General features: G+C 35.2%; 28 protein-coding genes. 16 read left to right on the forward strand and 12 right to left on the reverse strand.

Features of this window, described 5'->3' with window-relative positions:
* Nucleotides 1-121 precede the first annotated feature (121 nt).
* Together MHB74_RS02415 and lepB are read left to right on the forward strand one after the other, a co-directional pair.
* Nucleotides 122-802: a lysoplasmalogenase gene (locus MHB74_RS02415; RefSeq protein WP_001051061.1), complete on the forward strand. Its 681-nt coding sequence runs from the start codon at nt 122-124 to the stop codon at nt 800-802.
* Nucleotides 803-1048: 246 nt separating this feature from the next.
* The gene (gene lepB / locus MHB74_RS02420) at nt 1049-1585 is read left to right on the forward strand and encodes a signal peptidase I (protein WP_061676712.1); all 537 of its coding nucleotides are present in this window, start codon (nt 1049-1051) and stop codon (nt 1583-1585) included.
* 190 nt (nt 1586-1775) lie between these two features.
* Here lepB and MHB74_RS02425 read toward each other — a convergent pair whose 3' ends face one another.
* Complete coding sequence (locus tag MHB74_RS02425; RefSeq protein WP_061676713.1) at nt 1776-4544, reverse strand: tetratricopeptide repeat protein; 2769 nt, start codon at nt 4542-4544, stop codon at nt 1776-1778.
* 429 nt (nt 4545-4973) lie between these two features.
* On the opposite strand from MHB74_RS02425, the gene MHB74_RS02430 reads away from it, so the two are divergent.
* Nucleotides 4974-5567, forward strand: a complete 594-nt coding sequence (locus MHB74_RS02430; RefSeq protein ID WP_061676714.1) for a DedA family protein — start codon at nt 4974-4976, stop codon at nt 5565-5567.
* An 11-nt stretch (nt 5568-5578) separates the two neighbouring features.
* Here MHB74_RS02430 and MHB74_RS02435 read toward each other — a convergent pair whose 3' ends face one another.
* The 3 genes from MHB74_RS02435 to MHB74_RS02445 form a co-directional block, all read right to left on the reverse strand.
* Complete coding sequence (locus tag MHB74_RS02435; protein ID WP_000100305.1) at nt 5579-6007, reverse strand: EamA family transporter; 429 nt, start codon at nt 6005-6007, stop codon at nt 5579-5581.
* A 154-nt stretch (nt 6008-6161) separates the two neighbouring features.
* Nucleotides 6162-6308, reverse strand: coding sequence for a BH0509 family protein (locus tag MHB74_RS02440; RefSeq protein ID WP_000817786.1), 147 nt, complete (start codon nt 6306-6308; stop codon nt 6162-6164).
* 154 nt (nt 6309-6462) lie between these two features.
* Complete coding sequence (locus MHB74_RS02445) at nt 6463-6879, reverse strand: pyridoxamine 5'-phosphate oxidase family protein (RefSeq protein WP_061676715.1); 417 nt, start codon at nt 6877-6879, stop codon at nt 6463-6465.
* 176 nt (nt 6880-7055) lie between these two features.
* On the opposite strand from MHB74_RS02445, the gene cax reads away from it, so the two are divergent.
* Entirely contained in the window at nt 7056-8111 is a 1056-nt protein-coding gene (gene cax / locus MHB74_RS02450; protein ID WP_061676716.1) for a calcium/proton exchanger, read from the forward strand.
* Between the two features lie 81 nt (nt 8112-8192).
* Nucleotides 8193-8990, forward strand: coding sequence for a YfkD famly protein (locus MHB74_RS02455; RefSeq protein WP_061676717.1), 798 nt, complete (start codon nt 8193-8195; stop codon nt 8988-8990).
* Between the two features lie 35 nt (nt 8991-9025).
* Here MHB74_RS02455 and yfkAB read toward each other — a convergent pair whose 3' ends face one another.
* Nucleotides 9026-10153 carry a radical SAM/CxCxxxxC motif protein YfkAB gene (yfkAB, locus tag MHB74_RS02460; protein WP_061676718.1) on the reverse strand — a complete coding sequence of 376 codons (1128 nt, stop codon included), beginning with the start codon at nt 10151-10153 and terminating at the stop codon, nt 9026-9028.
* 213 nt (nt 10154-10366) lie between these two features.
* Here yfkAB and MHB74_RS02465 point away from each other — a divergent pair, with 213 nt between their 5' ends.
* The 6 genes from MHB74_RS02465 (at nt 10367) to truA (ending at nt 16292) form a co-directional block, all read left to right on the forward strand.
* Nucleotides 10367-10549 (forward strand): SE1561 family protein, encoded by a 183-nt coding sequence (locus MHB74_RS02465; RefSeq protein ID WP_000513558.1) that lies wholly within the window; start codon nt 10367-10369, stop codon nt 10547-10549.
* Nucleotides 10550-10755: 206 nt separating this feature from the next.
* Nucleotides 10756-12276, forward strand: a complete 1521-nt coding sequence (gene fumA / locus MHB74_RS02470) for a class I fumarate hydratase (protein WP_080467825.1) — start codon at nt 10756-10758, stop codon at nt 12274-12276.
* Nucleotides 12277-12402: 126 nt separating this feature from the next.
* Nucleotides 12403-13185 (forward strand): delta-lactam-biosynthetic de-N-acetylase, encoded by a 783-nt coding sequence (pdaA, locus tag MHB74_RS02475; RefSeq protein WP_061676720.1) that lies wholly within the window; start codon nt 12403-12405, stop codon nt 13183-13185.
* Between the two features lie 59 nt (nt 13186-13244).
* Nucleotides 13245-14108, forward strand: coding sequence for a DNA-3-methyladenine glycosylase family protein (locus MHB74_RS02480; RefSeq protein ID WP_061676721.1), 864 nt, complete (start codon nt 13245-13247; stop codon nt 14106-14108).
* 10 nt (nt 14109-14118) lie between these two features.
* Complete coding sequence (gene rlmD / locus MHB74_RS02485; RefSeq protein WP_061676722.1) at nt 14119-15498, forward strand: 23S rRNA (uracil(1939)-C(5))-methyltransferase RlmD; 1380 nt, start codon at nt 14119-14121, stop codon at nt 15496-15498.
* Between the two features lie 56 nt (nt 15499-15554).
* On the forward strand, nt 15555-16292 hold the full coding sequence (gene truA / locus MHB74_RS02490; RefSeq protein WP_061676723.1) for a tRNA pseudouridine(38-40) synthase TruA: 738 nt from the start codon (nt 15555-15557) through the stop codon (nt 16290-16292).
* 41 nt (nt 16293-16333) lie between these two features.
* Here the strand turns inward: truA and MHB74_RS02495 are convergent, their stop codons facing one another.
* The 4 genes from MHB74_RS02495 to MHB74_RS02510 all read right to left on the reverse strand — a co-directional run bounded on the left by MHB74_RS02495 (nt 16334) and on the right by MHB74_RS02510 (nt 19321).
* Nucleotides 16334-16678 carry a DUF4064 domain-containing protein gene (locus MHB74_RS02495; RefSeq protein WP_061676724.1) on the reverse strand — a complete coding sequence of 115 codons (345 nt, stop codon included), beginning with the start codon at nt 16676-16678 and terminating at the stop codon, nt 16334-16336.
* Nucleotides 16679-16697: 19 nt separating this feature from the next.
* Nucleotides 16698-17333 carry a hypothetical protein gene (locus tag MHB74_RS02500; RefSeq protein ID WP_061676725.1) on the reverse strand — a complete coding sequence of 212 codons (636 nt, stop codon included), beginning with the start codon at nt 17331-17333 and terminating at the stop codon, nt 16698-16700.
* A gap of 224 nt (nt 17334-17557) precedes the next feature.
* The gene (locus tag MHB74_RS02505) at nt 17558-17755 is read right to left on the reverse strand and encodes a hypothetical protein (protein WP_061676726.1); all 198 of its coding nucleotides are present in this window, start codon (nt 17753-17755) and stop codon (nt 17558-17560) included.
* Between the two features lie 162 nt (nt 17756-17917).
* Nucleotides 17918-19321, reverse strand: a complete 1404-nt coding sequence (locus MHB74_RS02510; RefSeq protein ID WP_061676727.1) for a sigma-54 interaction domain-containing protein — start codon at nt 19319-19321, stop codon at nt 17918-17920.
* Nucleotides 19322-19595: 274 nt separating this feature from the next.
* On the opposite strand from MHB74_RS02510, the gene MHB74_RS02515 reads away from it, so the two are divergent.
* From MHB74_RS02515 to MHB74_RS02525, 3 genes are all read left to right on the forward strand, one after another.
* Nucleotides 19596-19850 (forward strand): biotin/lipoyl-containing protein, encoded by a 255-nt coding sequence (locus tag MHB74_RS02515; RefSeq protein WP_000859483.1) that lies wholly within the window; start codon nt 19596-19598, stop codon nt 19848-19850.
* A gap of 98 nt (nt 19851-19948) precedes the next feature.
* Nucleotides 19949-21370, forward strand: coding sequence for an amino acid permease (locus MHB74_RS02520; protein WP_061676728.1), 1422 nt, complete (start codon nt 19949-19951; stop codon nt 21368-21370).
* Between the two features lie 108 nt (nt 21371-21478).
* Entirely contained in the window at nt 21479-22753 is a 1275-nt protein-coding gene (locus tag MHB74_RS02525; RefSeq protein WP_061676729.1) for an acetylornithine deacetylase, read from the forward strand.
* Nucleotides 22754-22852: 99 nt separating this feature from the next.
* Here MHB74_RS02525 and MHB74_RS02530 read toward each other — a convergent pair whose 3' ends face one another.
* Nucleotides 22853-23506 carry a DUF1232 domain-containing protein gene (locus MHB74_RS02530; protein ID WP_061676730.1) on the reverse strand — a complete coding sequence of 218 codons (654 nt, stop codon included), beginning with the start codon at nt 23504-23506 and terminating at the stop codon, nt 22853-22855.
* A 129-nt stretch (nt 23507-23635) separates the two neighbouring features.
* Here MHB74_RS02530 and ytaF point away from each other — a divergent pair, with 129 nt between their 5' ends.
* Complete coding sequence (gene ytaF, locus MHB74_RS02535; RefSeq protein ID WP_061676731.1) at nt 23636-24247, forward strand: sporulation membrane protein YtaF; 612 nt, start codon at nt 23636-23638, stop codon at nt 24245-24247.
* Between the two features lie 122 nt (nt 24248-24369).
* Here the strand turns inward: ytaF and MHB74_RS02540 are convergent, their stop codons facing one another.
* Nucleotides 24370-24711: a DUF3969 family protein gene (locus tag MHB74_RS02540; protein WP_000766602.1), complete on the reverse strand. Its 342-nt coding sequence runs from the start codon at nt 24709-24711 to the stop codon at nt 24370-24372.
* A 174-nt stretch (nt 24712-24885) separates the two neighbouring features.
* On the reverse strand, nt 24886-25815 hold the full coding sequence (gene glsA / locus MHB74_RS02545) for a glutaminase A (protein ID WP_061676732.1): 930 nt from the start codon (nt 25813-25815) through the stop codon (nt 24886-24888).
* A 69-nt stretch (nt 25816-25884) separates the two neighbouring features.
* Here glsA and MHB74_RS02550 point away from each other — a divergent pair, with 69 nt between their 5' ends.
* On the forward strand, nt 25885-25998 hold the full coding sequence (locus MHB74_RS02550; RefSeq protein ID WP_071724377.1) for a transcriptional regulator: 114 nt from the start codon (nt 25885-25887) through the stop codon (nt 25996-25998).
* Nucleotides 25999-26006: the final 8 nt, after the last annotated feature.

Consider the following 26006-nt stretch of genomic DNA (forward strand, 5'->3'; position numbering starts at 1 on the left):
TAACAGGAAAACGATTACAATGGAAGAACAGTACTGTTCTTCTTTTTTTATATAGAAAAAGGATAATAGACTAGGTATAACGAAAAAAGATACAAAAAGCATTTATTGAGGAGAACATGTTATGAATTTACTTTACATGGTGTTAATTGGACAAATCATTCTTTTTTTAATTGGTGCAATGTACGCAATAGGACAGACAAAAAAGACAAGAAATAATATGCCGCTACCTTTAGCGGTGCGTCTTATTCTTAGTTTTTCTTTAACAGCAAGTGCAATTTGGATATGGTTACAAGATCCATCAGTAGAGTATAGTACGTGGGTTGCACTAGGTATGACGTTATCAACTGTAGGAGATTTATTTATGGCAGGTTTGATTCCAATTGGTCACAGGTTAATTGGAGGGATGATTACTTTCGCGCTTGCACATTGTTTTTATGTAAAAGCATTTTTGCAAACAGGCATCTCATGGAATGGTTTTTGGATTGGTTTACTCGTATACGGACTCTTTCTCATTATAGGATGGTTCTTCTTTATCCGAAATGATAAGCAAGATAAATTGTTTACGATAGGAGCTCTAATTTACGGACTGTGGGTTGGAGGAATGGCTTGCTTTGCATTCGCCTTATACTATGAGAATACAGGAATATGGTGGATACCGGCTTTTGGTGGTTTACTATTTGTGATTTCTGATTTTATTATAGGAGTGACAGATATTGGAGGGCGCAAATTAAAGTATGAACCCCTTTGGATTTGGTTTACGTATGTAGCGGCTCAAATGTGTATTGTATATGTGGGAATATAAAAAGATACCCTCAAAATAGTAGATAGACTATTTTGAGGGTATCTTTTTTACTATTTTACTTCAGCCGATTTTTGAGATGGAGTTTTACTGCGGACACATAGTGAGATAAATATAAATTATATAAAATAAGAAGTTTATGGTGATTATTCCAAGTTTACAATATTCTAATTTTACAATTCAGAATTTTGTGGAAGTTAAGTAGTTGAAGTCCTTATAATAAAAGTAAAAAGATGATGAGATGGTGGAATGATGCAAAAGAAAAAACGTTGGCGTGAATTCTTTGGAACAATTGCAATTGCATGTTTGTTGGTGTTTTTGGCAAAAATCTTTTTGTTTTTTCCTACGACTGTAAAAGGAGCGTCCATGAAGCCAACGTTACAAGATGGGGATAAGGTGATTGTTAATAAGTTGGCAAAGCAATTTGAAAGTTATGGGCGAGAAGATATTATTGTTGTGAAGACAGATAATTTTTATGTGAAAAGGGTTATTGGTTTGCCTGGTGATGTCATTGAGGTGAGAAATGATCAATTATATGTGAATCATGAAGTGATACAGGAAGCGTATTTGTATAGTAATAAAAAACAAGCTGAAAAAAAACTTATGAATTTAACAGAGGACTTTGGACCGATTACAATTCCTACAAATAAGATTTTTGTTATGGGAGATAATCGCTTAATAAGCAGAGATAGTAGAAATGGTTTAGGACTTATTGATAAAGCGGATGTATTAGGAGAATTAGTGGCAATTTATTATCCATTTGAACATATGAAAATAATGAATTAAAGTAAAAAACCAAGCAAATTTCGTTTGCTTGGTTTTTTATCCCGCTTTAATGGGCAGTAAGACCCCACCTCAAAATTCAGCGAAAGCAAGGAAGTTAGGTGGGGGATCAACTGCCCATAAAAGCCCGATTGGTTCAACTAATAATCAGTGGCGGATGAAGCCCCCACACTGATTAAAGTTTCACTTTATGTTAAATCGTAGGAGACTCATTAAATTCATAGACGTCTTCATTGTTTTTGTTCGTACTTAAAACGAATTTGTGCTGCAATAGTTGCAGTTTAAAGAATGCTAACGGGTCGTGATAAGTTTCTGGGTTGCTTCTTAACGTTGCTAGTGTTTGCTCGTCTTCCTGTATTTCAAGTTGAGCGGATTCTACATTTTGTTTCAGTATGCTAAGTGGATCTTTAAAGAACATCATGATATCTCGTTCTAATGCGCCTTCAAATACTTCAAATTGAAGGAAGAATTGTTTTGAGATTGTTTGAGCAATTTCCGTATAATCTTCCGTTTCAATGTATTGTTTATATTTGTTTGCGAGCATAGATTGATTTTTTTGCATGTTACCAAATAGTTTTCCCGCACTCTTTAAGAAAAATTGTGTTGGTGTAAAGCGTAATAAAATATTGATGTTCGATACTGTAATTCGATTTGTCATACGTACAACATCCCGGTGCCAGTCATCTAGTAATTTGAAATCGCAAGGAAGTTTCATGCGTTCTTCTTTATATAATTTATTAAAAGTTTCACTCATTTCATCTAAATAAGATTGAGCTTGAATAAATTCATTATGCGCTGTTTCAATCCACTCTTGAATAAATCCAGTAAATTTAGGAAGAAGCACTTGCTGTACATGTTTTTGAATGCGTTCGTTCATTGCAGCATTTAATTCTTCATGAACTAATTTGAAGTCACTATCTTCTTGAACAAGGTCAGAACAGCTCTGTAATAATTCAGGAATTTGAGAATGGATATCTCGTGTGATTTCTTCTTTCGTTAAAAGATAAGATTCTGTAATAGAACGAATTTTATCTTTTTCAAGAGCAGTAAGATTGTTAATAAATCCGTTTAGTTTTACTGAGATATGTTTATTCCAGCGTACGGATTTCACTAATGTATTTTCTAATTCCACACGTTCATTTACAAGGTATGCGATTGTTTTTTGAGTGAACCATATTAGTTTTTTTATACGTTCTTGTTCTATGTCGCGTTCTGCTAGATTAGAAAGAATAGACTCTGTCACGTCTCCAAGTTGCTGGCTACTCTCTTGTGAAGGAGAGTATGGGAAGAACTTTGCATTTGGGAAATGGACTTTAATCTTACTCATTAGTTTTTCATTATTGGTCGCATTATTTGTGTGTAATACGAAATGAATTTGTAAGTTTGGCACTTGTTCACGTAAATAAAGTAATGTATCAAGCTCTTCACCATGCAATGGTGAAGCGGAATTTAATACGTAAATAAGGCTATCTGCTGCTTGTAAGTATTCAAAGTATGAGCTATTTTTATCCACTTGCCCTTGAACAGATGGCGTAACAAGAAATGCAAATTTATTCTTCCTTAAAAATCTACTTGGTAACTTAATTTCTATACACTTCTTCTCAAGTTCTGACTCAGAATCGGAAGGTGTAGCCATTATTTGATGGAATTCATCAAAGTTCGGTATATTGTGTACATCTAACGCAGTGAATTCTGTTATTTCAGTTTGGCTATCATCTTTAAATAGAATAGGAGTTGTTACAGTCTCAGTTAAGATGTTCTCTCCTAATATTGAATTGATGAATGATGACTTATCATGGTCACTAGTTCCCGCTATTAGTAATTGAGTAACATTTAAATCACATAGTTCATGAACGAGTAACGTAAATTGGTGACTTAAATCCACATCATTTTTTTCAGCCCATACAGCAATTGTTTCGAATAAATGAGAAACGGTTTCCATATTTACATTTGTTTCAGCTGTTGAATTAGAGAGTAGGGCTCCCGCACTTTTTACGAGTAATGACTCTAAAGTTGTAGGTGAAACTTCATTCCATGCTAACACTGCAGCAGAGACAAATAGGGCATCTTTTGCTTTCGTTAAACTAAACCAATTTGTTAATAAATCTGGTACAAGTCCCTGCATTTCATGCATGAAATGTTCACCAGTAATTAATTCAAAGTACGTATCTTGGTAGCGTTCAATAATTTCATGCCAATCGTCATTGTTGTCTGTTTCGATATGTAAGAATAAATGATTTATTGTTTGAATCCAAGGTAGATGCAAGTTTTCATTTTGATAGCTGTTCCAAAGAGCAATAACAAGTTCTTTAAATTGGACTTGATCAATTGTATATAAAGCTTTTAAAGATTCATAGAAATATTCTGGTTTGATTTGTTTCGTAAATCCTTGATTCACATAATTGATTAAAGTATCGAACCAGTGTAATGATTGTGTTCGAATTCCTTCTTGAACGGCAAGTTCGATAGCGTTATTCCAATCTTCTTGTTTTTCATAGAATGAGCGAGCAATTGCAGTAATATTTGGATAGTCAGGTTGAAATGCAACAGCCTCACTAATCGTCTTAAATGCTAGACCTAAACGATCTTGTTCGATGTAAAGAGAAAGAAGTTGTAAGGAAACTTCCATTGTAAGAGTTGTATCTTCTGTTTGGATAGATTGATAAATTTCTTCTGCTTTTGGCAAGAATCCTAGTTCGAAATAAGAATCTGCAATATTTTTGGTTGCCCAAAGTGCAAGTTCGTTATTTACTTTCTCCCATTTAAATATTGCTGCTTCAAAGTCTTTATTTTGGTAATAAAATTCACCTTGAGCAAAGCGAATATTAGAAATGTTGGAGAATTCGTTTGTAGATTCATTTATATATGCTTCACCGAGTACTTCCGATACTGGAGTAGAAGTTTCTTCTGTTAAAAATGTTTTATAGTAAACCTTTTGGATGAATTGATTTTCAATGGTCATGTTCGTTCCCCCTGTATAATTTAGAAAAATGATGTTGTATGTAAAGGGTGCATGTTCTTTTTATAGGTAGAAGTTGCATTATATCGACCAAACTACGTTTTTGCTAGATATATCATTTTTCCTGAGAGTTAAACCGTTGCGAAAAGTAACTTTCCTTTATTGTAACAAAAAAACAAGCATATGAATTTTTATTTTTTAATCACGCTATTTATGGATTATAAGACTAGCACTTCAAAAAGCGGTGAATACAAGGGAAGTAGGCGGGAGGAGGGCGCACGATTAATGACTCACTTTCTTCCTGCTAAAGGAATGGATAGAAGTAGAGTTCATTATAAAAACAATGTATAGTGAATATGTATACCATGTTTGTCTGAAAGATAGAAAGGGCACAATGTGGAATAACGATCGTGCATAGGATGTGTCTTCCGAATGGAACAACATATTGGCGAGTTAATCGCGCATTATGGGTATTTTGGAATTATTATAGCGTTGGCAGGTGGGATTGTCGGATTACCGATACCAGACGAGTTTTTATTGACCTTTGTTGGTTATAACGTTTCAAAAGGAGTTATGTCAGGAACGGCTGCTTTTTTAAGTGGGATGGCTGGTGCGATGTTAGGTATTACATTAAGCTACATATTAGGTTTAAAACTGGGACTTCCTGTTTTAAAAAAATATGGGCCGAAAATTAGAATTAAGGAACATCATATTGAAAAAACACACATTTTATTTGAAAAATATGGACCATTTCTTTTAATGATTGGTTACTTTATCCCGGGAGTACGTCATTTAACAGCATATTTTGCTGGGGTGTCGAATTTAACACTTTGGCGTTTTTGTTTGTACGCTTACGGTGGTGCACTTATTTGGATAAGTGTTTTTATTGGGCTTGGCTGGAAGTTAGGAGAGAAGTGGCGTTTCGTTGAGTATAGTTTACATCATTATGGAATATGGATTTTATTCATTTCAGTAGTTGTTACAGGCGCTGTGTGGTTTTACATAAAGAAAAAGAAAAACCGCTAATAGCGGTTTTTTTAGCTGAAAGCAATAAATAGTACACCAGCTGTAATAAAGACTACACCAACGCCAGTCATAAAGTTTAACTTTTCACCGAGTATAATCATAGCGAGGATGATAGAAAATACGACGCTTAATTTATCGATAGGAGCCACTTGTGAAACTTTCCCTGTTTTGAGGGCAAGAAAATAAAATAGCCATGACGAAGCACCTGCAACCCCACTTAATGTGATAAAGAGCAGTGCTTTTTTATTTAGCAGTACGTCGCCAATATTTTGAAATTTACCTTGTATAATAATAACACCCACCATAAATAATGCCATAATAATAGAACGAACCGTTGTTGCAACATTGGCATCGATTCCATCTAAACCAATCTTTCCAAAAATAGATACAAGGGCAGCAGCAATTGCTGATAATAGTGCGAATAAGAGCCATGAACTCATAGTAAAATTCCTCCAATCTTACATTATTATACATGAAAATCATTCTCATGTATAAAGTGGCACTTTAATCAGTGGGATTTTACCGCCTCGCAAATAGCTGGATAGATAACGAAATAATCCCACCTTATATTTTTAATAAGGTGGGATTATTATACTACTCTGCAATTTCTTCATATAAAAAGTACGTTACATTATAAATATGTTCTACTTCATCGTCTGTCATAAACAATAATTCGTCACGCTCAATCCCTTTTTTCTTTTCAATAAACTCAATCATGTTTTTGCGTTCTTCTCTTTTCATCAATTTTATTTCTCCTCTCAATCTGTTTTAATACAGTTTATTTAAGTTACTGCTATTATATAACAGAATCTTTAGAAAGTTCCACCTATTTTATTGTTTTTTTCAGAAGAACTTTTCGACAAAACAAGCCCACCTAAAGGGGGCTTGTTTTATTTTATAGTCGTAAAAACTCGGGCTCCGTCGTACCAGCACCATCGATGTAATAAATTGTGTCAGGATTGATTTTAATTAGTACATAATTAGGGTCTTCAGGACCGAGTAACCAGCGTTTTAAGCTATTATTCCAAAACTTGTTTTTTAATGTGGAGTCTTCCTCGATGGAGGCTAAGCCCTCAACTTCAATATAATCTTCATCTAATTTTTTTCCTTCACGCCCAAGTAGTACATATACATTTGGGTTTTTTTCGATATCTGTTATCTTTTTTGATTTTCGATCTGTTGCAACATATAGTACAAAATCTTCATGGAAAAACATCATAAAGGCGCTGTGAGGTTTATTTTCACGTACAGTAGATAATACACCAGTTCGTTGACCGCAAATAATTGTTTCAATTTTTTCTTTTAAATGCATGCTTTTAGCCTCTTTTCATACTTTGTAATTTTCTTCGTCTAAATAAAAATGAAGTATCTTTCATACTCTTTTCATCAACATGATTTTTTAAACGTAATTGTGATGAAATCGGACAAGTTAGGAGAAGAATAATAATAATATCGAGGAGAAATACATACGATGGAAGGATGAAAAGCATGTTTAACAAAATATTTCTTATCGTAGCGCTTATAGGTGTACCACTTTCTGTACTTGGGAAAACACTTCATTGGCCTCAAACAATTATGTTCGCTGTGTATTGTATTACGATTATCGCATTAGCTGGTTTTATGGGAAGAGCGACAGAAAGTTTGGCAATTGTATCTGGACCTAGAATAGGCGGATTATTAAATGCAACTTTCGGTAATGCAGTCGAACTTATCATTTCAATTTTTGCACTTCAGGCAGGGTTAATTGAGGTTGTGTTAGCCTCTTTAACGGGTTCTGTACTTGGAAATTTATTATTAGTAGGAGGGCTATCCTTCTTTGTAGGAGGGCTTAAATACAAAAGACAAAGTTTTAATGTGTATGATGCAAGGCATAATTCAGCTTTATTAATATTTGCTGTTGTAGTAGCTTTTGTTATTCCAGAGATTTTTTCAATGAAAATGGACGCTGGAAAGACGTATCAATTAAGTATCGGTGTTTCTATCATTATGATTATTATGTACCTTGCTGCGCTGTTATTTAAGCTCGTTACGCATCGTGGTGTATATCAACATAAAACGGATGAAGTAGCTCATGAGGAAGAACCAGAGTGGTCGAAAGGTAAAGCGCTACTCGTTTTAGCAATAGCGACAATTGCGGTAGCTTATGTGTCAGAGGCGCTTGTGCATACATTTGAGACAGTTGCAAAATCATTTGGTTGGTCAGAATTATTTATAGGGGTTATTATCGTTGCGATTGTTGGGAATGCAGCGGAACATGCATCTGCAATTATTATGGCGTATAAAAATAAAGTGAATATTGCAGTTGAGATTGCAATAGGTTCTACGTTACAAATTGCCATGTTTGTTGCTCCTGTATTAGTACTGCTTTCTATGTTCTTCACGCAAAGGATGCCTTTAGTATTTACAATACCAGAACTTGTTTCTATGATTACAGCTGTTTTCTTAACGATTGCAATTTCAAATGATGGAGATACAAACTGGTTTGAAGGCGGTACTTTACTAGCAGCGTATGTCATTATGGGAATTGGTTTTTATTTATTATGAAAAATAGGCATAACAATTGTATTGAGAGAAAACAATAAACAAAGTAGTATATATACCTTTACGTAGGAAGGAGCCAGACAGGTGAAACGAGTATACAGCATATGTCTTTCAACTATGGTCTCGTTTATTCTATTATTTCCTAACATGAGTTTTGCAAAGACAACGGTAGAAACAAAAATGCCTTCATCTGTTTTAAATATTTCCAAAGACAATACGTTTCCAAATGATGCGCAAGATTTGCCGCGCTTACAGCCGAGTAAGTTTGCTCAAGAACTATTGAAAACAGCAAATATTAAAATTGAAAATCCGGACTTAATTCGAATGTTTAATGAAACGACAATATCGAATGCGCCGCTTGCGGTAGGGTACCGAGCGAAGATTTATTTAGGTCAATGGGCTTTGAATTATGAATCGGTTGATACATCGATTAATTGGGAATATAAACAAGTAAATCGCAATGTGTACGATAATCGCGGAGGAGATCGCTTATATCCACTACGCTATAAACAAGAAACGCAAAAGACGGTTGAAGGCGATTTAACAGCAGATATGAAAGATACTGCGGATGTGAAAAAAATGATGCTCCTCAAAGCGCTTGAAAAAGTACAATTGCCACTTTCATTTAAGACGACCATTGGGTATGGTACAGGGCATGAGCGCGTGTATAATATTAGTCCGAGTCAACTTGGATATTTATACGCTTATACACCAGCAGTAAATGAAAAAGGAAAAGTAACGTTTGGCGAAGTGTACCTTGTGTTAAAAGGAAATCAAAAAAGGCTTGTTGTAAAAAACATTACCTCACAAGGAATCGGAGCTGCTATTCCAATTCATGATCATTTGTATTTTAAATTCATTTCTTCTTCTCACTCGCAATAATATAAAAAAACGTCAGCTTATAAGCTGACGTTTTTTTATAATGTAATATTTGCTGTTTTCGATAAGAAATCTTCTGTTGGATAGTAGCTATTTTTTACAAGAACATTTGGTCCTAGACATTTTACTGCAGGACAGTGACAGCTTAATGATTTTGCAGTTTTTGAGGCACTCCATTTGTCATATGCTTCTTGTAGTGTGTTTGTTTGTACGTTACCTAGAAGGGGAACGTCACCGAAATCAGTTACAATAATATTTCCATCGAAAATGTTGACGTTTAAACGAGAACGGCCATCTGGATCGTTACGAACTGTTACATTTTTGCTTTCTTGTAATTTCTTAAATGTGGCGATGTCTTGCTCGTCATCGCTACAAGCGTAGAAAGGTAAAGTTCCAAATAACATCCATACATTTTCATCGCGAATTTCTAGTAAATGCTCAATTGCATCACGAATTTCAGCTTTTGTTAAAATCTCTAAATTACTCGCGAAGTCACTTGGATACATCGGGTGAACTTCATGACGTTTACATCCCATTTCGTCAACGATTTGACGATGAATATGTTCCATGTGTGGTAGAGTTCTCTTATTCAGCATTGTTTCGGCTGATACGAGTACACCTGCATCTGATAGAGCTTTACTATTTGTAATCATTCGTTCAAATAATTTTGCACGTTGTTCATACGTAGGTTTACGCTCCATCATTGCAAATCCACCTTCAACGAAGTCATCAATTGTTCCCCAGTTATGAGATATATGCAATACGTCTAAATAAGGAATAATTTGTTCGTAACGTGCTAAATCTATAGTTAAGTTTGAGTTGATTTGAGTGCGAACGCCTCGTTCATGGGCATATTTTAAGAGTGGTGTTACATAGTTGTCGACGGATTTTTTTGAAAGCATAGGTTCTCCGCCAGTAATACTTAAAGAACGTAAATGAGGAATCTCATCTAATCGTTTTAATAAAAGATCCATCGGAAGCGGATTCGGGTCTTTCGGCTGTAACGTGTAACCAACAGCGCAATGCTCACAGCGCATATTGCATAACGTCGTCGTTGTAAACTCAACATTTGTTAATAGTAGTTTGCCGTACTCTTCAAGGTCCATATACGCTTCCCATGGATCGTAAGAAGGAGTAATCGGCTTCATTTTTTGTGATATCGTCATATGAAATACTCCTTTGACTATTGAAATAACAATTTGTCCATTCTCTATAATAGAAGAATATGTGCTTTTTATAAAGTGAAACTTTTTTGTGAAAAAAGAGATAGGGCTTACATTTGAATGAATTACTGTGACAAAATTGATGAAATTACATATCCACAGCAATCATTTTTGCGGTATAATAAAAGCAACTCGAATTAAAAGGAGAGTGCCTTCATGGGAAAAGCAATTCAAGATAAAGATACACAATTAGTATATTTAAAAGAACGTTTAAATATGTTCATTGAAGTAATTGATACAATTGAACCTGAAGAAGTAGAATTAGAAGATGTGGATCGTCTTCTTGCAATGTTAGATGAATTAGAATTAAAATGTGAGCAATTTAAAAAAGACGAATAATATATTAAAAAGGCTGCCAATTCCAATTTGGTAGCCTTTTTCTGTGTGGATAATAGAAGGACGATAGAAAAAGAGGTATAATCAAGTTGTGAAAAATTTCATTTATGCTTGAATAGCGTGAAACAAATAAAAAGCTGAAGAGCATAACAATGGGATTTTCATCTCATAACGTTTTGGTAGCGTTCACAATTGAGGGGGAAGTAACAATGGAAAAGCTTCAAGAAAGCATGTATCAACTAATTGTTGAAACGTCAACGAACTTACCGAAAGATGTTCGTCGTGCGATTCAACAAGCGAAAGAGCGAGAAAATGCAGGGACTCGTTCTGCGATGGCACTTGGCACAATTACGAATAATATTAAAATGGCTGATGATAACATCTCACCAATTTGCCAAGATACAGGGATGCCAACGTTTAAAATTTATACACCAGTCGGTGTGAATCAACTAAAGTTGAAGGAAGCTATCTATCATGCGCTTGAGCGGGCGACAAAAGATGGTAAACTTCGTCCAAATTCTGTTGATTCTCTTTTTGGAGACAACAGTGGAAATAATTTAGGACCAGGTACACCGGTTATTAAGTTTGAACAATGGGAAAAAGATTATATTGATGCACGTTTAATTCTAAAGGGCGGCGGCTGTGAGAATAAAAATATTCAGTATAGCTTACCGTGTGAATTAGAAGGACTTGGACGAGCTGGCCGTGATTTAGAAGGAATTCGTAAATGCCTTCTTCATGCAGTATATCAAGCGCAAGGTCAAGGGTGTAGTGCAGGTGTAATTGGTGTTGGTATCGGGGGAGACCGCACATCAGGTTACGAATTAGCAAAAAATCAATTATTCCGTACATTAGATGATGTCAATCCAGTACCAGAGTTACAAAAACTTGAAGAGTACGTATTAGAAAATGCGAATAAGCTTGGCATTGGTACGATGGGATTTGGCGGAGAAACAACTTTACTTGGCTGTAAAATTGGCGTGTATAACCGTCTGCCAGCTAGCTTCTATGTATCTGTTGCATATAATTGTTGGGCATATCGCCGCCTTGGCGTAACAATCCATCCTGAAACAGGTGAAATTATGGATTGGCTATATCAAGAAGGTGACGACACACTTCAGCAAGAAGCACAAGAAAAAACAGAGCAACGTGAGATTGTATTACAAGCTCCAATTACAGAAGAACAAATTCGTGAACTTCGCGTTGGTGATGTTGTAACAATTAATGGCATGATGTATACAGGGCGTGACGCAATCCATAAGCATTTAATGGATAACGATTGTCCGGTAGATTTAAATGGACAAGTTATTTATCACTGTGGTCCAGTTGTCGTAAAAGATGAAAATGAAAACTGGCAAATTAAAGCGGCGGGTCCAACGACAAGTATTCGTGAAGAACCGTACCAAGGCGATATTATGAAGAAATTCGGTATTCGCGCTGTCATTGGAAAAGGCGGTATGGGTGCGAAAACATTAGCGGCTTTAGAAGAGCATGGCGGTGTATATTTAAATGCAATTGGCGGTGCAGCACAATATTATGCTGAATGTATTAAAGAAGTAAAAGATGTTGATTTCTTACAATTTGGTATTCCAGAGGCAATGTGGCATTTACGTATTGAAGGATTTAAAGCAGTTGTAACGATGGATTCTCATGGTAATAGCTTACATGCAGATGTTGATAAAACATCACTTGAAAAATTAGCTAGCTTTAAAGAGCCAGTATTTAAGTAAACAAAAATGCATCTCGAATTATTCGAGATGCATTTTTTTGGCATATATAGAAAAACATGTTCAGCATGAAAGAATGCGTAGCAACAGAAACTACAAGTACGATTATATATGGAAAGGAGACTATTTATGAAATATAAATGGTTATATATCGGTCTCATTTTTTCAATTATGATGGCACTTGTTCCAGTTTCAACATTAGCTTATACAAACACTCCACATAACTGGGGAATCCCGCGCCCTAAAAATGAAACAGTACCAGATGCTGGAAAGTTATATACAGATTTACTACAAAAAAATGGTGGTTTTTATTTAGGGGATACAAAGAAAAAGGATATTTATTTAACATTCGATAATGGGTACGAGAATGGATACACAGGAAAAATCTTAGACGTATTAAAAGAGAAAAAAGTACCAGCAACTTTCTTTGTAACGGGTCATTATATTAAAACACAAAAAGATTTGTTATTAAGAATGAAGGATGAAGGACATATTATTGGAAACCATTCGTGGAGTCATCCTGATTTTACAACGGTAAATGATGCGAAACTTCGTGAAGAATTAACGAGTGTAACAGAAGAAATTAAAAAAGTAACTGGGCAAAAAGAAGTAAAATATGTACGACCACCACGAGGTGTGTTCAGTGAAAGAACGTTAGCTCTTACGAAAGAAATGGGCTATTATAATGTATTTTGGTCACTTGCATTTTTGGATTGGAAAGTGGACGAGCAAAGAGGATGGCAATATGCACATAATAATGTCATGACGATGATTCATCCAGGATCTGTTTTATTACTTCATGCAATCTCGAAAGATAATGCAGAAGCACTTGCGAAAATCATTGATGATTTGCGCGAGAAAGGGTATCATTTTAAAAGTCTAGATGACTTAGTAAAAAGCAATCAACCGTAAGCATGTATGCTTGCGGTTTTCTCATGCTATAATGATGTGTAAAAAGGATGGGGAAACGTATGTGGAGCGAACATGTTACGTTAGAGTATCCGTATCATTTTGAAGAGGTATTAAAACGGTTATCTTTTGATCCTCTTAACGTCATTCAATTAGATGAGAAAGTTATCTATGTCCCGCTTTGTATAGATGAGGAACAGGTTGTTGTTCGCTTGCAAGGGATTGGTACTGTGCAAAATCCACAGTTTTGGATTTCTAGTCAAACAGGAGATCCGGAGAAAGTCATGAAACGAATGAGAGCCATTTTTCATTGGAATGAACCGTTTCAAGATATACAAAATCATTTTTTAAACACATCATTACGTCCACTATTTGAAACATATGCTTATACTCCAATTATTTTAGAATTTGATTATTTCGCTTGTCTTCTTCGCTGTATCATTCATCAACAAATAAATTTGAAATTTGCTACTGTGCTAACAGAACAGTTTGTGAAACGATATGGAACAGAAAAGAATGGTGTATTCTTTTTCCCCACTCCGGAAATAGTAGCAAATATTTCAATAGAAGAATTGAGAGAGCAGAAGTTTAGTCAACGAAAGGCTGAATATATAGTAGGATTAGGTCAAAGTATTGTCAGTGGTACATTAGACTTAGCGAGTATAGAAACCAGGGCGGAAGAAGAGGTTTCGGCACAATTGCTACCGATTAGGGGGATTGGTGCATGGACAGTGCAAAACTTTTTAATGTTTGGGCTTGGACGAAAAAATATGTTTCCAAAAACGGACATAGGGATCCAGCGTGCGGTGCAAGGGATATTTCAATTAGATGATAAACCTGATGATGTATTTTTAGAAAAAGTGAAACAAGAGTGTGAACCATACTGCAGTTATGCAGCGTTATATTTATGGAAAAGTATAGAGTAGAGGTGTAATAATGATACAAAAGCAACATGAGAGTAAGTTGGAAGTTGGTCAAACATTTCCTGTGACAATTAAACGTCTTGGGATTAACGGAGAAGGCGTTGGTTATTTTAAGAGACAAGTCGTTTTCATTCCAGGGGCATTACCAGGAGAAGAAGTTGTTGCAGAAACAACGAAAATTCAGCGTGGCTTCGCTGAAGCAAAAGTGAAAAAAGTTCGTAAAGCTTCACCACATCGTGTGAAAGCACCATGTCCGGTATATGAAGAGTGTGGCGGTTGTCAGCTGCAACATTTAGATTATAAAGAACAATTAAATCAAAAGCGTGATATCGTTGTACAAGCATTTGAGAAGTATATGAATAACAGTTTGGAAGAGAAAATCCGTCCAACGCTTGGTATGGAAAATCCATGGCATTATCGTAATAAGAGTCAACTACAAGTGGGACGTAAAGACGAAAAGGTTATTACAGGGCTGTATAAGCAAAACTCACATCAGTTAATTGATATTGCTCATTGTATGATTCAACATAAAGCAACGAATGAAGCGACAAAAGTTGTAAGACGTATATTAGAAAAGTTAAATGTTTCTATTTATAATGAGAAAAAACAAAAAGGTTTAGTACGTACAATTGTGACACGTACTGCGGTTCAAACAGGGGAAGTACAAGTTACACTTATTACAACAAAAGAAGAATTGCCAAATAAGGAGCAGTTTATCGCAGAAGTACAAAAGCAAATGCCAAGTGTGAAATCAATTATGCAAAACGTAAACTGGCGTAAAACATCTGTTATTTTCGGTGATAAAACATTTAAATTAGCTGGAAAAGAAGTAATTCAAGAAACACTAGGTGATTTATCATTTGAATTATCAGCGCGTGCATTCTTCCAGTTAAATCCAGAACAAACAGTTGTTTTATACGATGAAGCGAAAAAAGCAGCTGCTTTAACAGGCGATGAGAAAATTGTAGATGCGTATTGTGGTGTTGGTACAATCGGTCTTTGGCTTGCAAATGATGCAGCGGAAGTACGTGGTATGGATGTAATTCCAGAAGCGATTGAAGATGCAAGAAAAAATGCGAAGCGTCACGGATTTACAAATACGAAATATGAAGCAGGTAAAGCTGAACAGTGGTTACCGAAATGGGTAAAAGAAGGATGGCGTCCAGATGTAATTGTTGTCGATCCACCTCGTACAGGTTGCGATGATAAATTACTGGAAACAATTTTAAAAGTGAAGCCGAAACAAGTTGTTTACGTATCTTGTAATCCTTCCTCATTAGCACGTGATGTACAAGCATTAATGAAGAGTTATGAAGTGGAGTATGTGCAACCAGTTGATATGTTCCCGCATACAGCTCATGTAGAAAATGTAGTGAAGCTTGTTAGAAAGTAAAGTGTATTCATATTCCCTCACGATATGAGGGAATATTTTCTATGAAGGAGAATAAAATGAACAATTATAAATTAACGATTCAGTACGATGGTGCACGTTTTAAAGGATGGCAACGTCTCGGTAATAACGATAATACGATTCAAGGGAAAATCGAAAGTGTTATATCTGAAATGGTCGGAAAAGAAATTGAAATTATCGGTTGTAGTAGAACAGACGCTGGTGTACATGCTTTGAATCAAGTTGCTAACTTTCAAAGTGATGAGAAGTTAGTGGAACATAAAGTGAAAAAATATTTAAATCAATATTTACCTAACGATATTAGCATTACAGATGTAGAAGAAGTTCAAGATCGCTTCCATGCTCGTTACAACTCTAAAGCAAAAACATACCTTTATAAGATTTGGAATGAAGAGCATACAAATCCATTTATGCGTAAATACAGCATGCATGTGAATAAAAAATTAAATGTGAAAAGCATGAAAGAAGCTGCGAAACATTTAGTTGGTTCACATGACTTTACTGCTTTTTCAAATGCGAAATCAAAGAAAAAGTCTATGGTTCGAGAAGTATATACACTTGATGTGATGGAAGAGGCAGGATTTGTACAAATTAGAGTAAGTGGCAACGGATTCCTTCATAACATGGTACGAAAAATTGTTGGGGCATTAATTGAAGTTGGATTAGGACAATTAGATGCAGAAGCAATTCCACATATTTTAGAGGCGAAACAGCGCAATCAAATTAATTGCCTTGCTGAGGCGAGCGGTTTGTATTTGGAGAATGTTGAGTTTTAAAAGATATGGATATAAAAAAAGCACTCATGTGAGTGCTTTTTTTATGCTGATGCAGCCGTTTTATCTTTTCGGAAAATCCCCATTAACCCTCCGATTAATAATAAAATTCCTGGTAATAAGTAAACGATAGAAATACAAATAAATCCACCAATTGCAGCGATCGTCATCATAATGCCACCTACTTTAGCTTTGCTCTTAACCATAACGCATCCAACAATTCCTAAAATAGAAAGAGCTACAGCAGCCCAGCCTAATCCAATAATTTGATTAGCTCCGTCAGCTTCAACTGCTGCTCCGACGCCTCCGATAAATAAAGCGATAAATGCACATAAAATCCCGAATATACCACCGATTAGTCCTAATACAAATTCTGTCGTTCTTTTCATAGTAATCACCTTTTATATTTTATTTAGAGTTAAAGAAAACTTTTTTACTTTCGTGAGTTTCGAATTGAATTTTAAAATCATCGCCAGTGTTAACCAATTGAGAGATGTACCCTTCTCCTTCAGCGCCTTTATAAAGTTTTTGATGTAGTTCATTTGGTGTTACAGCGTACTGGTCATTATTGTAAACATGTCCATCATTTGAAACAAGTTTGAAACTCGAACCGAATAAATCATATTCGTGATCTTGTGTTTCAGCATCAGTAACTTTACCTTTAATTTTCACTAGAACCCATTCTTTTCCTTCTGGAGCAGCCTCATTAAATTGATTTTCCTTTTTTAATATTTCAAAGGCTTGCTCGCCACGAATTACTTCTAAAATAGATAATTCGACTTTAGTCTTGAATTTTTCAAAATTGCCATCTTCACTATTGAAGATAACATCATTAACAGTAGCAGTTTCATTAAAATTGATTGGGTTAGAACGATTTCCTTTAGCTGATTCTGTTTTGGATTCTTTTTCTTTTTGTGTTTCTTTTGGAGCTTGTTCTTTTTCTTTTGTTTGTACACCATTATCTTTTTGTTCATTTGATCCGCAAGCCGCTAATCCGAAAATTAATGAACTACATGCTAATGTAAGCAAAAGTTTTTTATACATAAATTCTTCCTCCTAGATGTTGAAATGTCAGATTTAGAACTTACATAATAACAAACATAATGAATACTAAATGTCGGAATTTGTCGATTAAATTAAAAAGCATTTATTCTGTATATAATCAATTTTAAATTAAATTTTAAAGTTGTGGGGTAGAGGGGATATAAAGAAAAAACACGAGAGTAGTAAACATCTCGTGTTTAAATAGGATAAGTAACTTTGTCGGTTTAAGAAGATTTCTCGTTTTTCATACGTATCTTCAAATTCCAAAAAACAGCAAGCATAATGGCTGCAAAGGAGCCGCTAATTGTTGCGAATAGCTTTGCATAAGGAAAGCTGTTCATATCCATGAGTAACATCATACATACAAGGGTAGGGAAGAAGGCTAAGTATTGTAATAACTTTAATTTGTTATCATTACTCATATATATCATTCCTTTCTAGTACGTTATATGTTTATTGTAGCATATTTTACCAATTCTTATTTACACTTGGAAGCAGATTTATCCTGCATTAACAGGAAATAAAGGTCCAATTAGTGAGGGTGGACAAAACCTCCACAGATTAAAGTTTCACTTCACTTCATTTCATATGTGTAAATGCAATTTTTTAATTCGATATTGTAAGTTTTGCCTACTTAATCCCAAAAACTTTGCAGCCTGTGAGATATTACCGTGGTACTCTTTCAGAATTTGATTGATGTAGTTCTTTTCCATTGCCTCTATTGTGTGCTTTAACGTTTTAGGTGCATCAGCATCGTTATTAGTTAGGAAAGGTTGCATATTGAATTCTTTTTTAATTCGTTCGCGAAAACGAGTGGGAAGATGAAACGCTGTAATGATATTTTCTTCTTCAACTAAATTCATTGAACCTTCAATGATATGTTCTAATTCTCGTACGTTTCCAGGCCAATCATATGCATACAAGAATTCTCTTACATGTACATCTAGATCCGTCACGCTGAGCCCAAATTGAATGTTGTACTTCTCGATAAAGTGCTGAACAAGAGCTGGAATATCTTCTTTTCGTTCGCGTAAAGGCGGGAGACATAAAGTAACGACGCTTAATCGGTAATATAGGTCTTCCCGTAATCGATTGTGTGTAATAGCTTCAAGAGGGTCCTCATTAATAGTTGCTATAATACGAACATCAATTTCTTTTTCTTGAGTGCCTCCGATTCTTCGTATCGTTTTTTCTTGTATAGCTCGTAGTAATTTCGCTTGAAGAGCTGGACCTAATGAGTTGATTTCATCTAATAATAAAGTGCCTCCGTTTGCTTCTTCAAATAAACCAGCTTTATCGATGGCTCCTGTAAATGCACCTCGGTTCGTACCAAATAATAAGCTTTCCATGAGTGTGTCAGGTATGGCGGCACAATTTTGTGAAATGAATGGTTTTGTTGAACGCTGACTTTCATTATGGATGCTTTGTGCAAATAGTTCTTTACCGGTTCCTGTTTCTCCTACGAGAAGTATGGATGAGGATGTACGAATTACTCTCTTTGCTTCTGTAATGACGGATTGAATAGCGCTAGAATCACCGATTATGTGATCAAAGGTAAACTTATTATTTGGTTTTCGAGAAAGGTTCGTTTTCATTGTTTGTTTGGAATGGCTAATCTCTGTTGAAATTTCAATAGCGCCTTTAACTTTTCCGTTTTCTATTATAGGGAAAGTATTGTTAATCGTCGTAATTTCTTGTCCTTTATTGTTAAAATACGTTTGTTTTATATTTTTGTTTGTTTTTCCTAATTTTAATGCCTCTATAAGAGTACTATTTTTATTTTCTTCAAATGCGAATACTTCTAAAGGACTTTTATATAGCACATCTGAGCGTTCCATTGATTCAATTTCCATCATTTTGCGGTTGTAGATAATCGTTTTACTTTCCTCATTAATAATATGAATCCCGATATCGAGCTCATTGAGTAAAGTTTCATATAGCATATTCATTTCAATGATCTGTTTAAAATTAATTTCTTCTGTACGCATAGATTATCTTCTCCTCATTTCACCCTATGAAGACTGACTTTTTATAATTTTATTAAAATTCTTATAAAATCGCAAAATTTTTTTGCTATTTTCCTTTTAAAACTTCTCAAATGATAGAAAAATTTTGCGGTTATAAAGATTTTTTTTTGAGAAACCTTCATTTTAAATAGGAATTGAAGATTGGTACGCATTTTGCATAAATAATAGTTGAAATCTCTAAAGGAGGGATATGCAACGTTTCAGTAGCGATTAATAAGAAGGAGGAGTTTATAAAGTGAAGACGGTTATAGAAGGCGTGTATAGTCCTTGTTACGGGAAAGTAGAGAAGCTATTTGTTGCGGAAAGCTCATACGTATACGAGTGGGAGAAATTAGCGTTGATTGAAACAATAGATAAACAGAAAGTAGAAATTAAGGTAGGAATCAGTGGGTATATCGAATCATTAGAAGTAGTAGAAGGACAAGCTATCGCTGATAAAAAGTTATTAATAACAGTGAGGGATGATCTTTTAATAACAGGTAGTGATTAATCTATGTATTTTGCTCTTTTCAATAATTATTTTTAATATGAATGATTTTAAAAACGCTTACATGGAGCGGGTTTCCAAAGGGAAAAGGGGGGATTTATATGATGGATCAAAACCAAGGGTTAAAACGGGAATTGAAAAGCAGGCACATATTTATGATTGCACTTGGAGGAGTTATTGGTACTGGTCTTTTTTTAGGATCTGGGTATACAATTCATGAAGCTGGGCCTGGAGGAGCGATTGTAGCTTATCTTGTTGGAGGATTTGTTATGTATTTAACGATGCTCTGTCTTGGAGAGTTAGCTGTTGCGATGCCCGACGCAGGATCTTATCAAACGTATGCTACAAAGCACATTTCCCCTGCAGCGGGTTATGTAGTCGGATGGATGTCGTGGCTAAACTGGTCTGCTACGATAGGTATTGAACTGATTGCAGTTAGTATTTTAATGAAACGATGGTTTCCTGATGTACCGTCATGGATTTGGTGTGTAGCATTTGCGGTGCTTCTCTTTGCTATCAATGCATTATCTTCAAGAAGTTTTGCAGAAGTTGAATTTTGGTTTGCAAGTATTAAAGTCATTACAATTATTGCATTTATTATTTTGGGCGGGGCAGCGATGTTTGGTTTTCTAGATATGAAAGGAAATGAACCAGCACCGATGTTCTCCAGCTTTACTGATTATGGTGGGTTATTCCCAAATGGATTATCAGCTATTTTAATTACGATGATTGCAGTTAATTTTTCTTTCCAAGGCACGGAACTAGTTGGTATTGCGGCTGGAGAGAGTGAAAATCCAGAAAAAACGATCCCGAAGGCAATTAATAATACAGTTTGGCGTATACTGGTGTTCTTTGTATTATCTATTTTTATTCTTGCAGGACTATTCCCTTGGCAGCAAGCGGGAGTAATAGAAAGTCCATTCGTAGTTGTATTTGATAAAATTGGTATTCCTTATGCGGCTGATATTATAAATTTCGTTATTATTACAGCAGTTCTATCTGTTGCGAATTCAGGGTTATATGCAACTTCTCGTATGCTATGGTCTATGTCTAATCAAGGAATGATTAGTCCAATTTTCGGTAAGTTATCTAAAAATGGTGTTCCTATTTATGCATTGATTGTAAGTACAATTGTAGGTTGTCTTTCATTACTATCAGGTATTTATGCGGAAGATACAGTTTATTTATGGCTACTTTCTATTGCCGGATTTGGGGCAATATTAGTTTGGGCATCTATTGCTCTATCTAACTTATTAGCTAGAAGGTCATATATTAAGCAGGGTGGGGATGTGAAGGACTTGAAATTTAAAACCCCGCTATATCCATTCGTACCACTCCTTGCATTAACATTAAATGTAACAGTTATAGTTGCTATGGCTTTTATCCCAGAGCAAAGAATGGCGTTATATTGTGGAATTCCATTTATGATTGTTTGTTTACTGTTTTACCGTGCGACAAAGAATAAGGGAAGCAAGATAGAACATGTTGAAAAAGTAAATACAACAGAAGCAGAAAGTTTATAAATATATTAGAAACTTATGCTGAAAAAAGAGACTGTAAAATTGTAAACAGTCTCTTTTTTTGTGACAATAAAGCTGCAAATATACTATGTATGCAAAGGGGAATTAGCGATGAATCAAGAAGTTTCACAGCTATTAGAACAGATTGATTTACGAAAAGACGAGTTACTAGAGCTTACAAAGAATTTAATCCGTTTTGAAACACCAGCACCGCCGGCGAGAAACACAAATGAGGCACAAGAATTTGTTGCGGATTTTCTAAGAAAACGAAATTTTAGTGTTGATAAATGGGATGTATATCCGAATGACCCGAACGTTGTTGGGGTGAAAAAAGGGATAGAAAGTGACACACATAAAAGTCTTATTATTAACGGACATATGGATGTAGCTGAAGTGTCAGCAGATGAGGCGTGGGAGACTAATCCGTTTGATCCGTTTATAAAAGATGGTTGGCTAGTTGGACGTGGTGCGGCAGATATGAAAGGTGGACTGGCTGGAGCGCTATTTGCTATTCAGATTTTACAAGAAGCAGGCATTGAATTACCTGGAGATTTAATCTTTCAATCCGTAATTGGGGAAGAAGTTGGAGAGGCAGGTACACTTCAATGCTGCAAAAGAGGTTATGATGCTGATTTTGCAGTCGTAGTGGATACGAGCGATTTACATATGCAAGGACAGGGCGGCGTAATTACTGGATGGATTACTGTGAAAAGCCCTCAGACGTTTCATGATGCAACACGCAGGCAAATGATTCATGCTGGAGGGCGTCTATTCGGAGCGAGTACAATTGAAAAAATGATGAAAATTGTGCAAAGTTTACAAGAATTAGAGCGTCATTGGGCAGTTATGAAAACATATGAAGGTTATCCATTTGGAACAACAACAATTAACCCAGCTGTTATTGAAGGCGGACGGCATGCAGCGTTTATTGCGGATGAGTGCCGGTTATGGATAACAGTGCACTTCTATCCAAATGAAACACATGAACAAATAATAAAAGAAATTGAAGAGTATATTGGGAGAGTAGCAGCAGCCGATCCATGGTTAAGTGAAAATCCACCACAATTTAAATGGGGCGGAGAATCAATGATTGTGGATCGTGGCGAAATTTTTCCTTCTTTAGAAGTAGATAGTGAACATGCAGCAGTAAAAAAACTTAGCTCAGTACACGAATCCATTCTATCTAAACATGCAATTTTAGATATGTCTGCAACGGTAACGGATGGTGGTTGGTTTAGTGAATTTCATATTCCAGCCGTTATTTACGGACCAGGTACATTAGAAGAAGCCCATTCAATAAATGAGAAAGTTGAAGTAGAACAGTTAATTGAATTTACAAAAGTAATAACAGCATTTATGTATGAATGGTGTCATACAAAAAAATAGATTAGTATGTTGAAATCGTACAAGTATGTATACTTGTACGATTTTTTAGTGAACTATTTCAGAGTTGAACAAAAACAACTGAAATAGTTCTTTGTTTTTCTATGTCTTTCGTTTTAGTTCGATTAATTTCTCTTTCGCTAATTCAACAGCAATTGCATCATCTAAATAGCCAATTGGAAAGAGATAATCAGGGATAATGTCTGTTGATAAAATGAAATACAGTAATGCGCCTCCGAGAACCGCACGTTCCTCGTTTGAAATAGTCTCATTGCAAAATTGTTGATACATATCTGTTAATTGTTCAATAAAAGGGCCAGCGCTATCAATTTGTTCTAATTTACTTGCAAAACTTTCATGAATACGTTTCTCACCTTCTGTTGTTTGAGCATAGCGTTCATAGTTTTCAAGTTCTTGTTTTACGCGCGTTGTTGTATAGTCGAAATCGAATAAATTAGAGGATTGCAGCGTTTGCTGAATGGTATCAAGAGATGTGTACATATCCGTCTTTTCTTTATTTATGTGAGGGGAATCAGGATACATTTCATCAAATAATAATTGGGGTGGAACTTGCAAACAGTCTGCAAATTTTTGTAGATGTTTTTGTTTTGGCGGTTGTTTACCATTCATAATTCTTGAGATTGTTGCGGGATCAATATTTGTATGCATTCCTAATTGGCGCATGGATAAGGCACGTTCTTTTAAAAGTTTTTTTATTAATATACTAAGCCGCTCATTGGGATTTTCTTTAGGCATAGTGAAGGCACTCCTTTTTATTGTTGAAAGAATGTTGAGCATTTATTACATGTATATGAAACAGACAGGCACAGTTGCTCAACATTTTCATAAGATGCATGGAAAAGTGAGAAAAAGGGGTGGCTGTTTATGAGTACGGCAGGTCTATTTTCAATTTTTTTAATCGGAATTGCTTCTAATTTAGATAATGCAGGTGTTGGGATTGCTTATGGCATTCGTAAAATTCGAATTTCGTGGTTTAATAATTTTATAATTGCATTTTTTGGATTTTTATTTACTTTATTGGCTGGATTTTTTGGGAATTGGATTGCATTATTTATTTCAGATTTTACGGCAAATTTGATTGGGGCAATTGTTTTAGGAATAATTGGGGTGTTTATTTTATGTCAGCCTTTCTTGAGTAAAAAAGAGACCGTAGACTCTAAAGATGATAGTGTACTTATTGGAATTTTACGTGATCCAGAAAAAGCAGATTTTGATGGATCTAAAACAATTAGTTTTTCTGAAGCAATTGTTTTAGGCGTTGCGTTGTCTATTAATAATATCGCAGGTGGATTTGATGCTGGGGTAACAAACTTGAATCTGTGGCTTACGGCGTGTATTTCTGGGGTGTTTAGTTTTATTTGTATTAGTGGTTTTGCGTATGTAGGAAAACGATTTTTAGCAGCATACTTAGGGAAATGGGCTACTGTTATTGCGGGCGTGCTATTAATTCTTATTGGGATAGATCAGTTATTGTAACATACAACGTTCGAGCATTTCCTCGGAAATACTCGAATGAATTGCATATATCGACATCGGATGCGCAATTACCGAAACGTTACTGTTTTTATAAATATGAAAGCACCTACATAGGTGCTTTTTTAACGTATATCTTCAATTAATTGTTCCGATTCTTCATGCATACTGTACTCACTTAAAACTTGAATACAGAGCCACTTTAGTTCTTCGATAGTATGTTCAAGTTCTTCAGGAAGCACGTGATGAATGTCTTCAAGTCCCATTCCGAAATGAATAAGTTCAAGCACTTGATCATCGATGTTCCGATCCATGAGTAGTTCAAGTACTTCTAAATTGAATATGTATCGGTGAGCTTCATCGAGTGAAACCACTTTTAACTTCAAGCTTTCTACAATACTTAATATAAAGAGAAGAATTGTTTTTTCAAGAACAGGCTGTTTTTCCATTTGAAATATTAGTTTCATCTTTCACACCTCCACATATAGCGCTAGGTTGTACTATATTATTCAGGAGGGGGGAGCAAATATGCATGATATAGAGAAACTTTTGTACGGTTTTTGTGAAGGGACGGATAGCTGATACAGTTGAGTGTTTTATGAAATGAAAAAATCCTGCTAGTATAGCAGGATAACTCAGAATTAAAAAATGCTCCATCCTTCTTGAGCAGAAAGAAGTTCAAGAATTTTAAAACCAGCGATACTATTTCCGTTTGCATCTAAAGCTGGTCCGAAAATACCAATTCCCATTTCTCCTTTTACGCAGCCGAAAATGCCACCAGCTACACCACTTTTTGCTGGAATACCAACGCGGATCGCAAATTCCCCAGACTCGTTATACATACCGCATGTAACCATAAATGTTTTACAGATTTTTGTAATATGTTTAGGGATAATTTGTTTTTTCTTATATGGATCATATCCATCCATCGCAAAAATTAAGCCGATACGCGCTAAATCGATACAGTTTACTTCAACTGCACATTGACGAGTGTATAAATCCATAAGTTCTTCGATGTCACAATCGATAATTCCGTTTTGTTTCATATAGTAACAAAGTGAACGATTTAAGTAAGCTGTCTCTAATTCTGAATTGGCAACTTTAGAAGAATAATTAATAGTAGGATTATCTGTTATTTCACGTACAAAATGAAGGATACGCTCCATTTTTTCTTCATTATCTTTTCCTGTTAACATGCTTGTAATGGCTAGTGCTCCTGCATTAATCATTGGATTAAGTGGCTTAGAGGGACTTGTCGTTTCTAACTTAATAATAGAATTAAATGGATCACCAGTTGGTTCCATTCCAACTTTAGAAAATACATATTCTTCACCACGATCTAAAAGGGCAAGTGCAAGTGTAATTACTTTTGAAATACTTTGAAGAGTAAATAGTGTTTGTGAGTTGCCAGCATGGATGTATTCTGTTTCTTTATGGAAAATGGCAATCCCTAAATCATCTGGATTTGCATTTCCTAGTTCGGGGATATAAGTAGCAAGATTTCCTTTTTTCGTATATGGTTTTACTTGTTCTAACAACTGTTGTAAGTTGTTTGTCTCAATGCACTGCATAGTACCAACGCTCCTATTTCGAATTAACTAAGTTTACTTTTCCCGATATGCTCGGAAATAAATAATAACATGAAAAAGTGGAATGATAAAACGAAAGTTACATGTTCTATAGTAGGTATTTCGTTTCGAGTATTCTATATTGAAAAAGGAGAATTTCCCTTTTATATAACAGTTTGGAAATAGGAGATTTA

Source organism: Bacillus sp. FSL K6-0069 (assembly GCF_038007785.1).
Classification (GTDB): Bacteria; Bacillota; Bacilli; order Bacillales; family Bacillaceae_G; genus Bacillus_A; species Bacillus_A mobilis.

Bases quoted from the DNA above. Each gene is read 5' to 3' on its own strand.
- MHB74_RS02415 (WP_001051061.1), top strand. From the start codon at position 122: ATGAATTTACTTTACATGGTGTTAATTGGACAAATCATTCTTTTTTTA.
- lepB (WP_061676712.1), top strand. From the start codon at position 1,049: ATGATGCAAAAGAAAAAACGTTGGCGTGAATTCTTTGGAACAATTGCA.
- MHB74_RS02425 (WP_061676713.1), bottom strand. From the start codon at position 4,544: ATGACCATTGAAAATCAATTCATCCAAAAGGTTTACTATAAAACATTT.
- MHB74_RS02430 (WP_061676714.1), top strand. From the start codon at position 4,974: ATGGAACAACATATTGGCGAGTTAATCGCGCATTATGGGTATTTTGGA.
- MHB74_RS02435 (WP_000100305.1), bottom strand. From the start codon at position 6,007: ATGAGTTCATGGCTCTTATTCGCACTATTATCAGCAATTGCTGCTGCC.
- MHB74_RS02440 (WP_000817786.1), bottom strand. From the start codon at position 6,308: ATGAAAAGAGAAGAACGCAAAAACATGATTGAGTTTATTGAAAAGAAA.
- MHB74_RS02445 (WP_061676715.1), bottom strand. From the start codon at position 6,879: ATGCATTTAAAAGAAAAAATTGAAACAATTATTTGCGGTCAACGAACT.
- cax (WP_061676716.1), top strand. From the start codon at position 7,056: ATGTTTAACAAAATATTTCTTATCGTAGCGCTTATAGGTGTACCACTT.
- yfkAB (WP_061676718.1), bottom strand. From the start codon at position 10,153: ATGACGATATCACAAAAAATGAAGCCGATTACTCCTTCTTACGATCCA.
- MHB74_RS02465 (WP_000513558.1), top strand. From the start codon at position 10,367: ATGGGAAAAGCAATTCAAGATAAAGATACACAATTAGTATATTTAAAA.
- fumA (WP_080467825.1), top strand. From the start codon at position 10,756: ATGGAAAAGCTTCAAGAAAGCATGTATCAACTAATTGTTGAAACGTCA.
- pdaA (WP_061676720.1), top strand. From the start codon at position 12,403: ATGAAATATAAATGGTTATATATCGGTCTCATTTTTTCAATTATGATG.
- MHB74_RS02480 (WP_061676721.1), top strand. From the start codon at position 13,245: ATGTGGAGCGAACATGTTACGTTAGAGTATCCGTATCATTTTGAAGAG.
- rlmD (WP_061676722.1), top strand. From the start codon at position 14,119: ATGATACAAAAGCAACATGAGAGTAAGTTGGAAGTTGGTCAAACATTT.
- truA (WP_061676723.1), top strand. From the start codon at position 15,555: ATGAACAATTATAAATTAACGATTCAGTACGATGGTGCACGTTTTAAA.
- MHB74_RS02495 (WP_061676724.1), bottom strand. From the start codon at position 16,678: ATGAAAAGAACGACAGAATTTGTATTAGGACTAATCGGTGGTATATTC.
- MHB74_RS02500 (WP_061676725.1), bottom strand. From the start codon at position 17,333: ATGTATAAAAAACTTTTGCTTACATTAGCATGTAGTTCATTAATTTTC.
- MHB74_RS02505 (WP_061676726.1), bottom strand. From the start codon at position 17,755: ATGAGTAATGATAACAAATTAAAGTTATTACAATACTTAGCCTTCTTC.
- MHB74_RS02510 (WP_061676727.1), bottom strand. From the start codon at position 19,321: ATGCGTACAGAAGAAATTAATTTTAAACAGATCATTGAAATGAATATG.
- MHB74_RS02520 (WP_061676728.1), top strand. From the start codon at position 19,949: ATGATGGATCAAAACCAAGGGTTAAAACGGGAATTGAAAAGCAGGCAC.
- MHB74_RS02525 (WP_061676729.1), top strand. From the start codon at position 21,479: ATGAATCAAGAAGTTTCACAGCTATTAGAACAGATTGATTTACGAAAA.
- MHB74_RS02530 (WP_061676730.1), bottom strand. From the start codon at position 23,506: ATGCCTAAAGAAAATCCCAATGAGCGGCTTAGTATATTAATAAAAAAA.
- ytaF (WP_061676731.1), top strand. From the start codon at position 23,636: ATGAGTACGGCAGGTCTATTTTCAATTTTTTTAATCGGAATTGCTTCT.
- MHB74_RS02540 (WP_000766602.1), bottom strand. From the start codon at position 24,711: ATGAAACTAATATTTCAAATGGAAAAACAGCCTGTTCTTGAAAAAACA.
- glsA (WP_061676732.1), bottom strand. From the start codon at position 25,815: ATGCAGTGCATTGAGACAAACAACTTACAACAGTTGTTAGAACAAGTA.
- MHB74_RS02550 (WP_071724377.1), top strand. From the start codon at position 25,885: ATGAAAAAGTGGAATGATAAAACGAAAGTTACATGTTCTATAGTAGGT.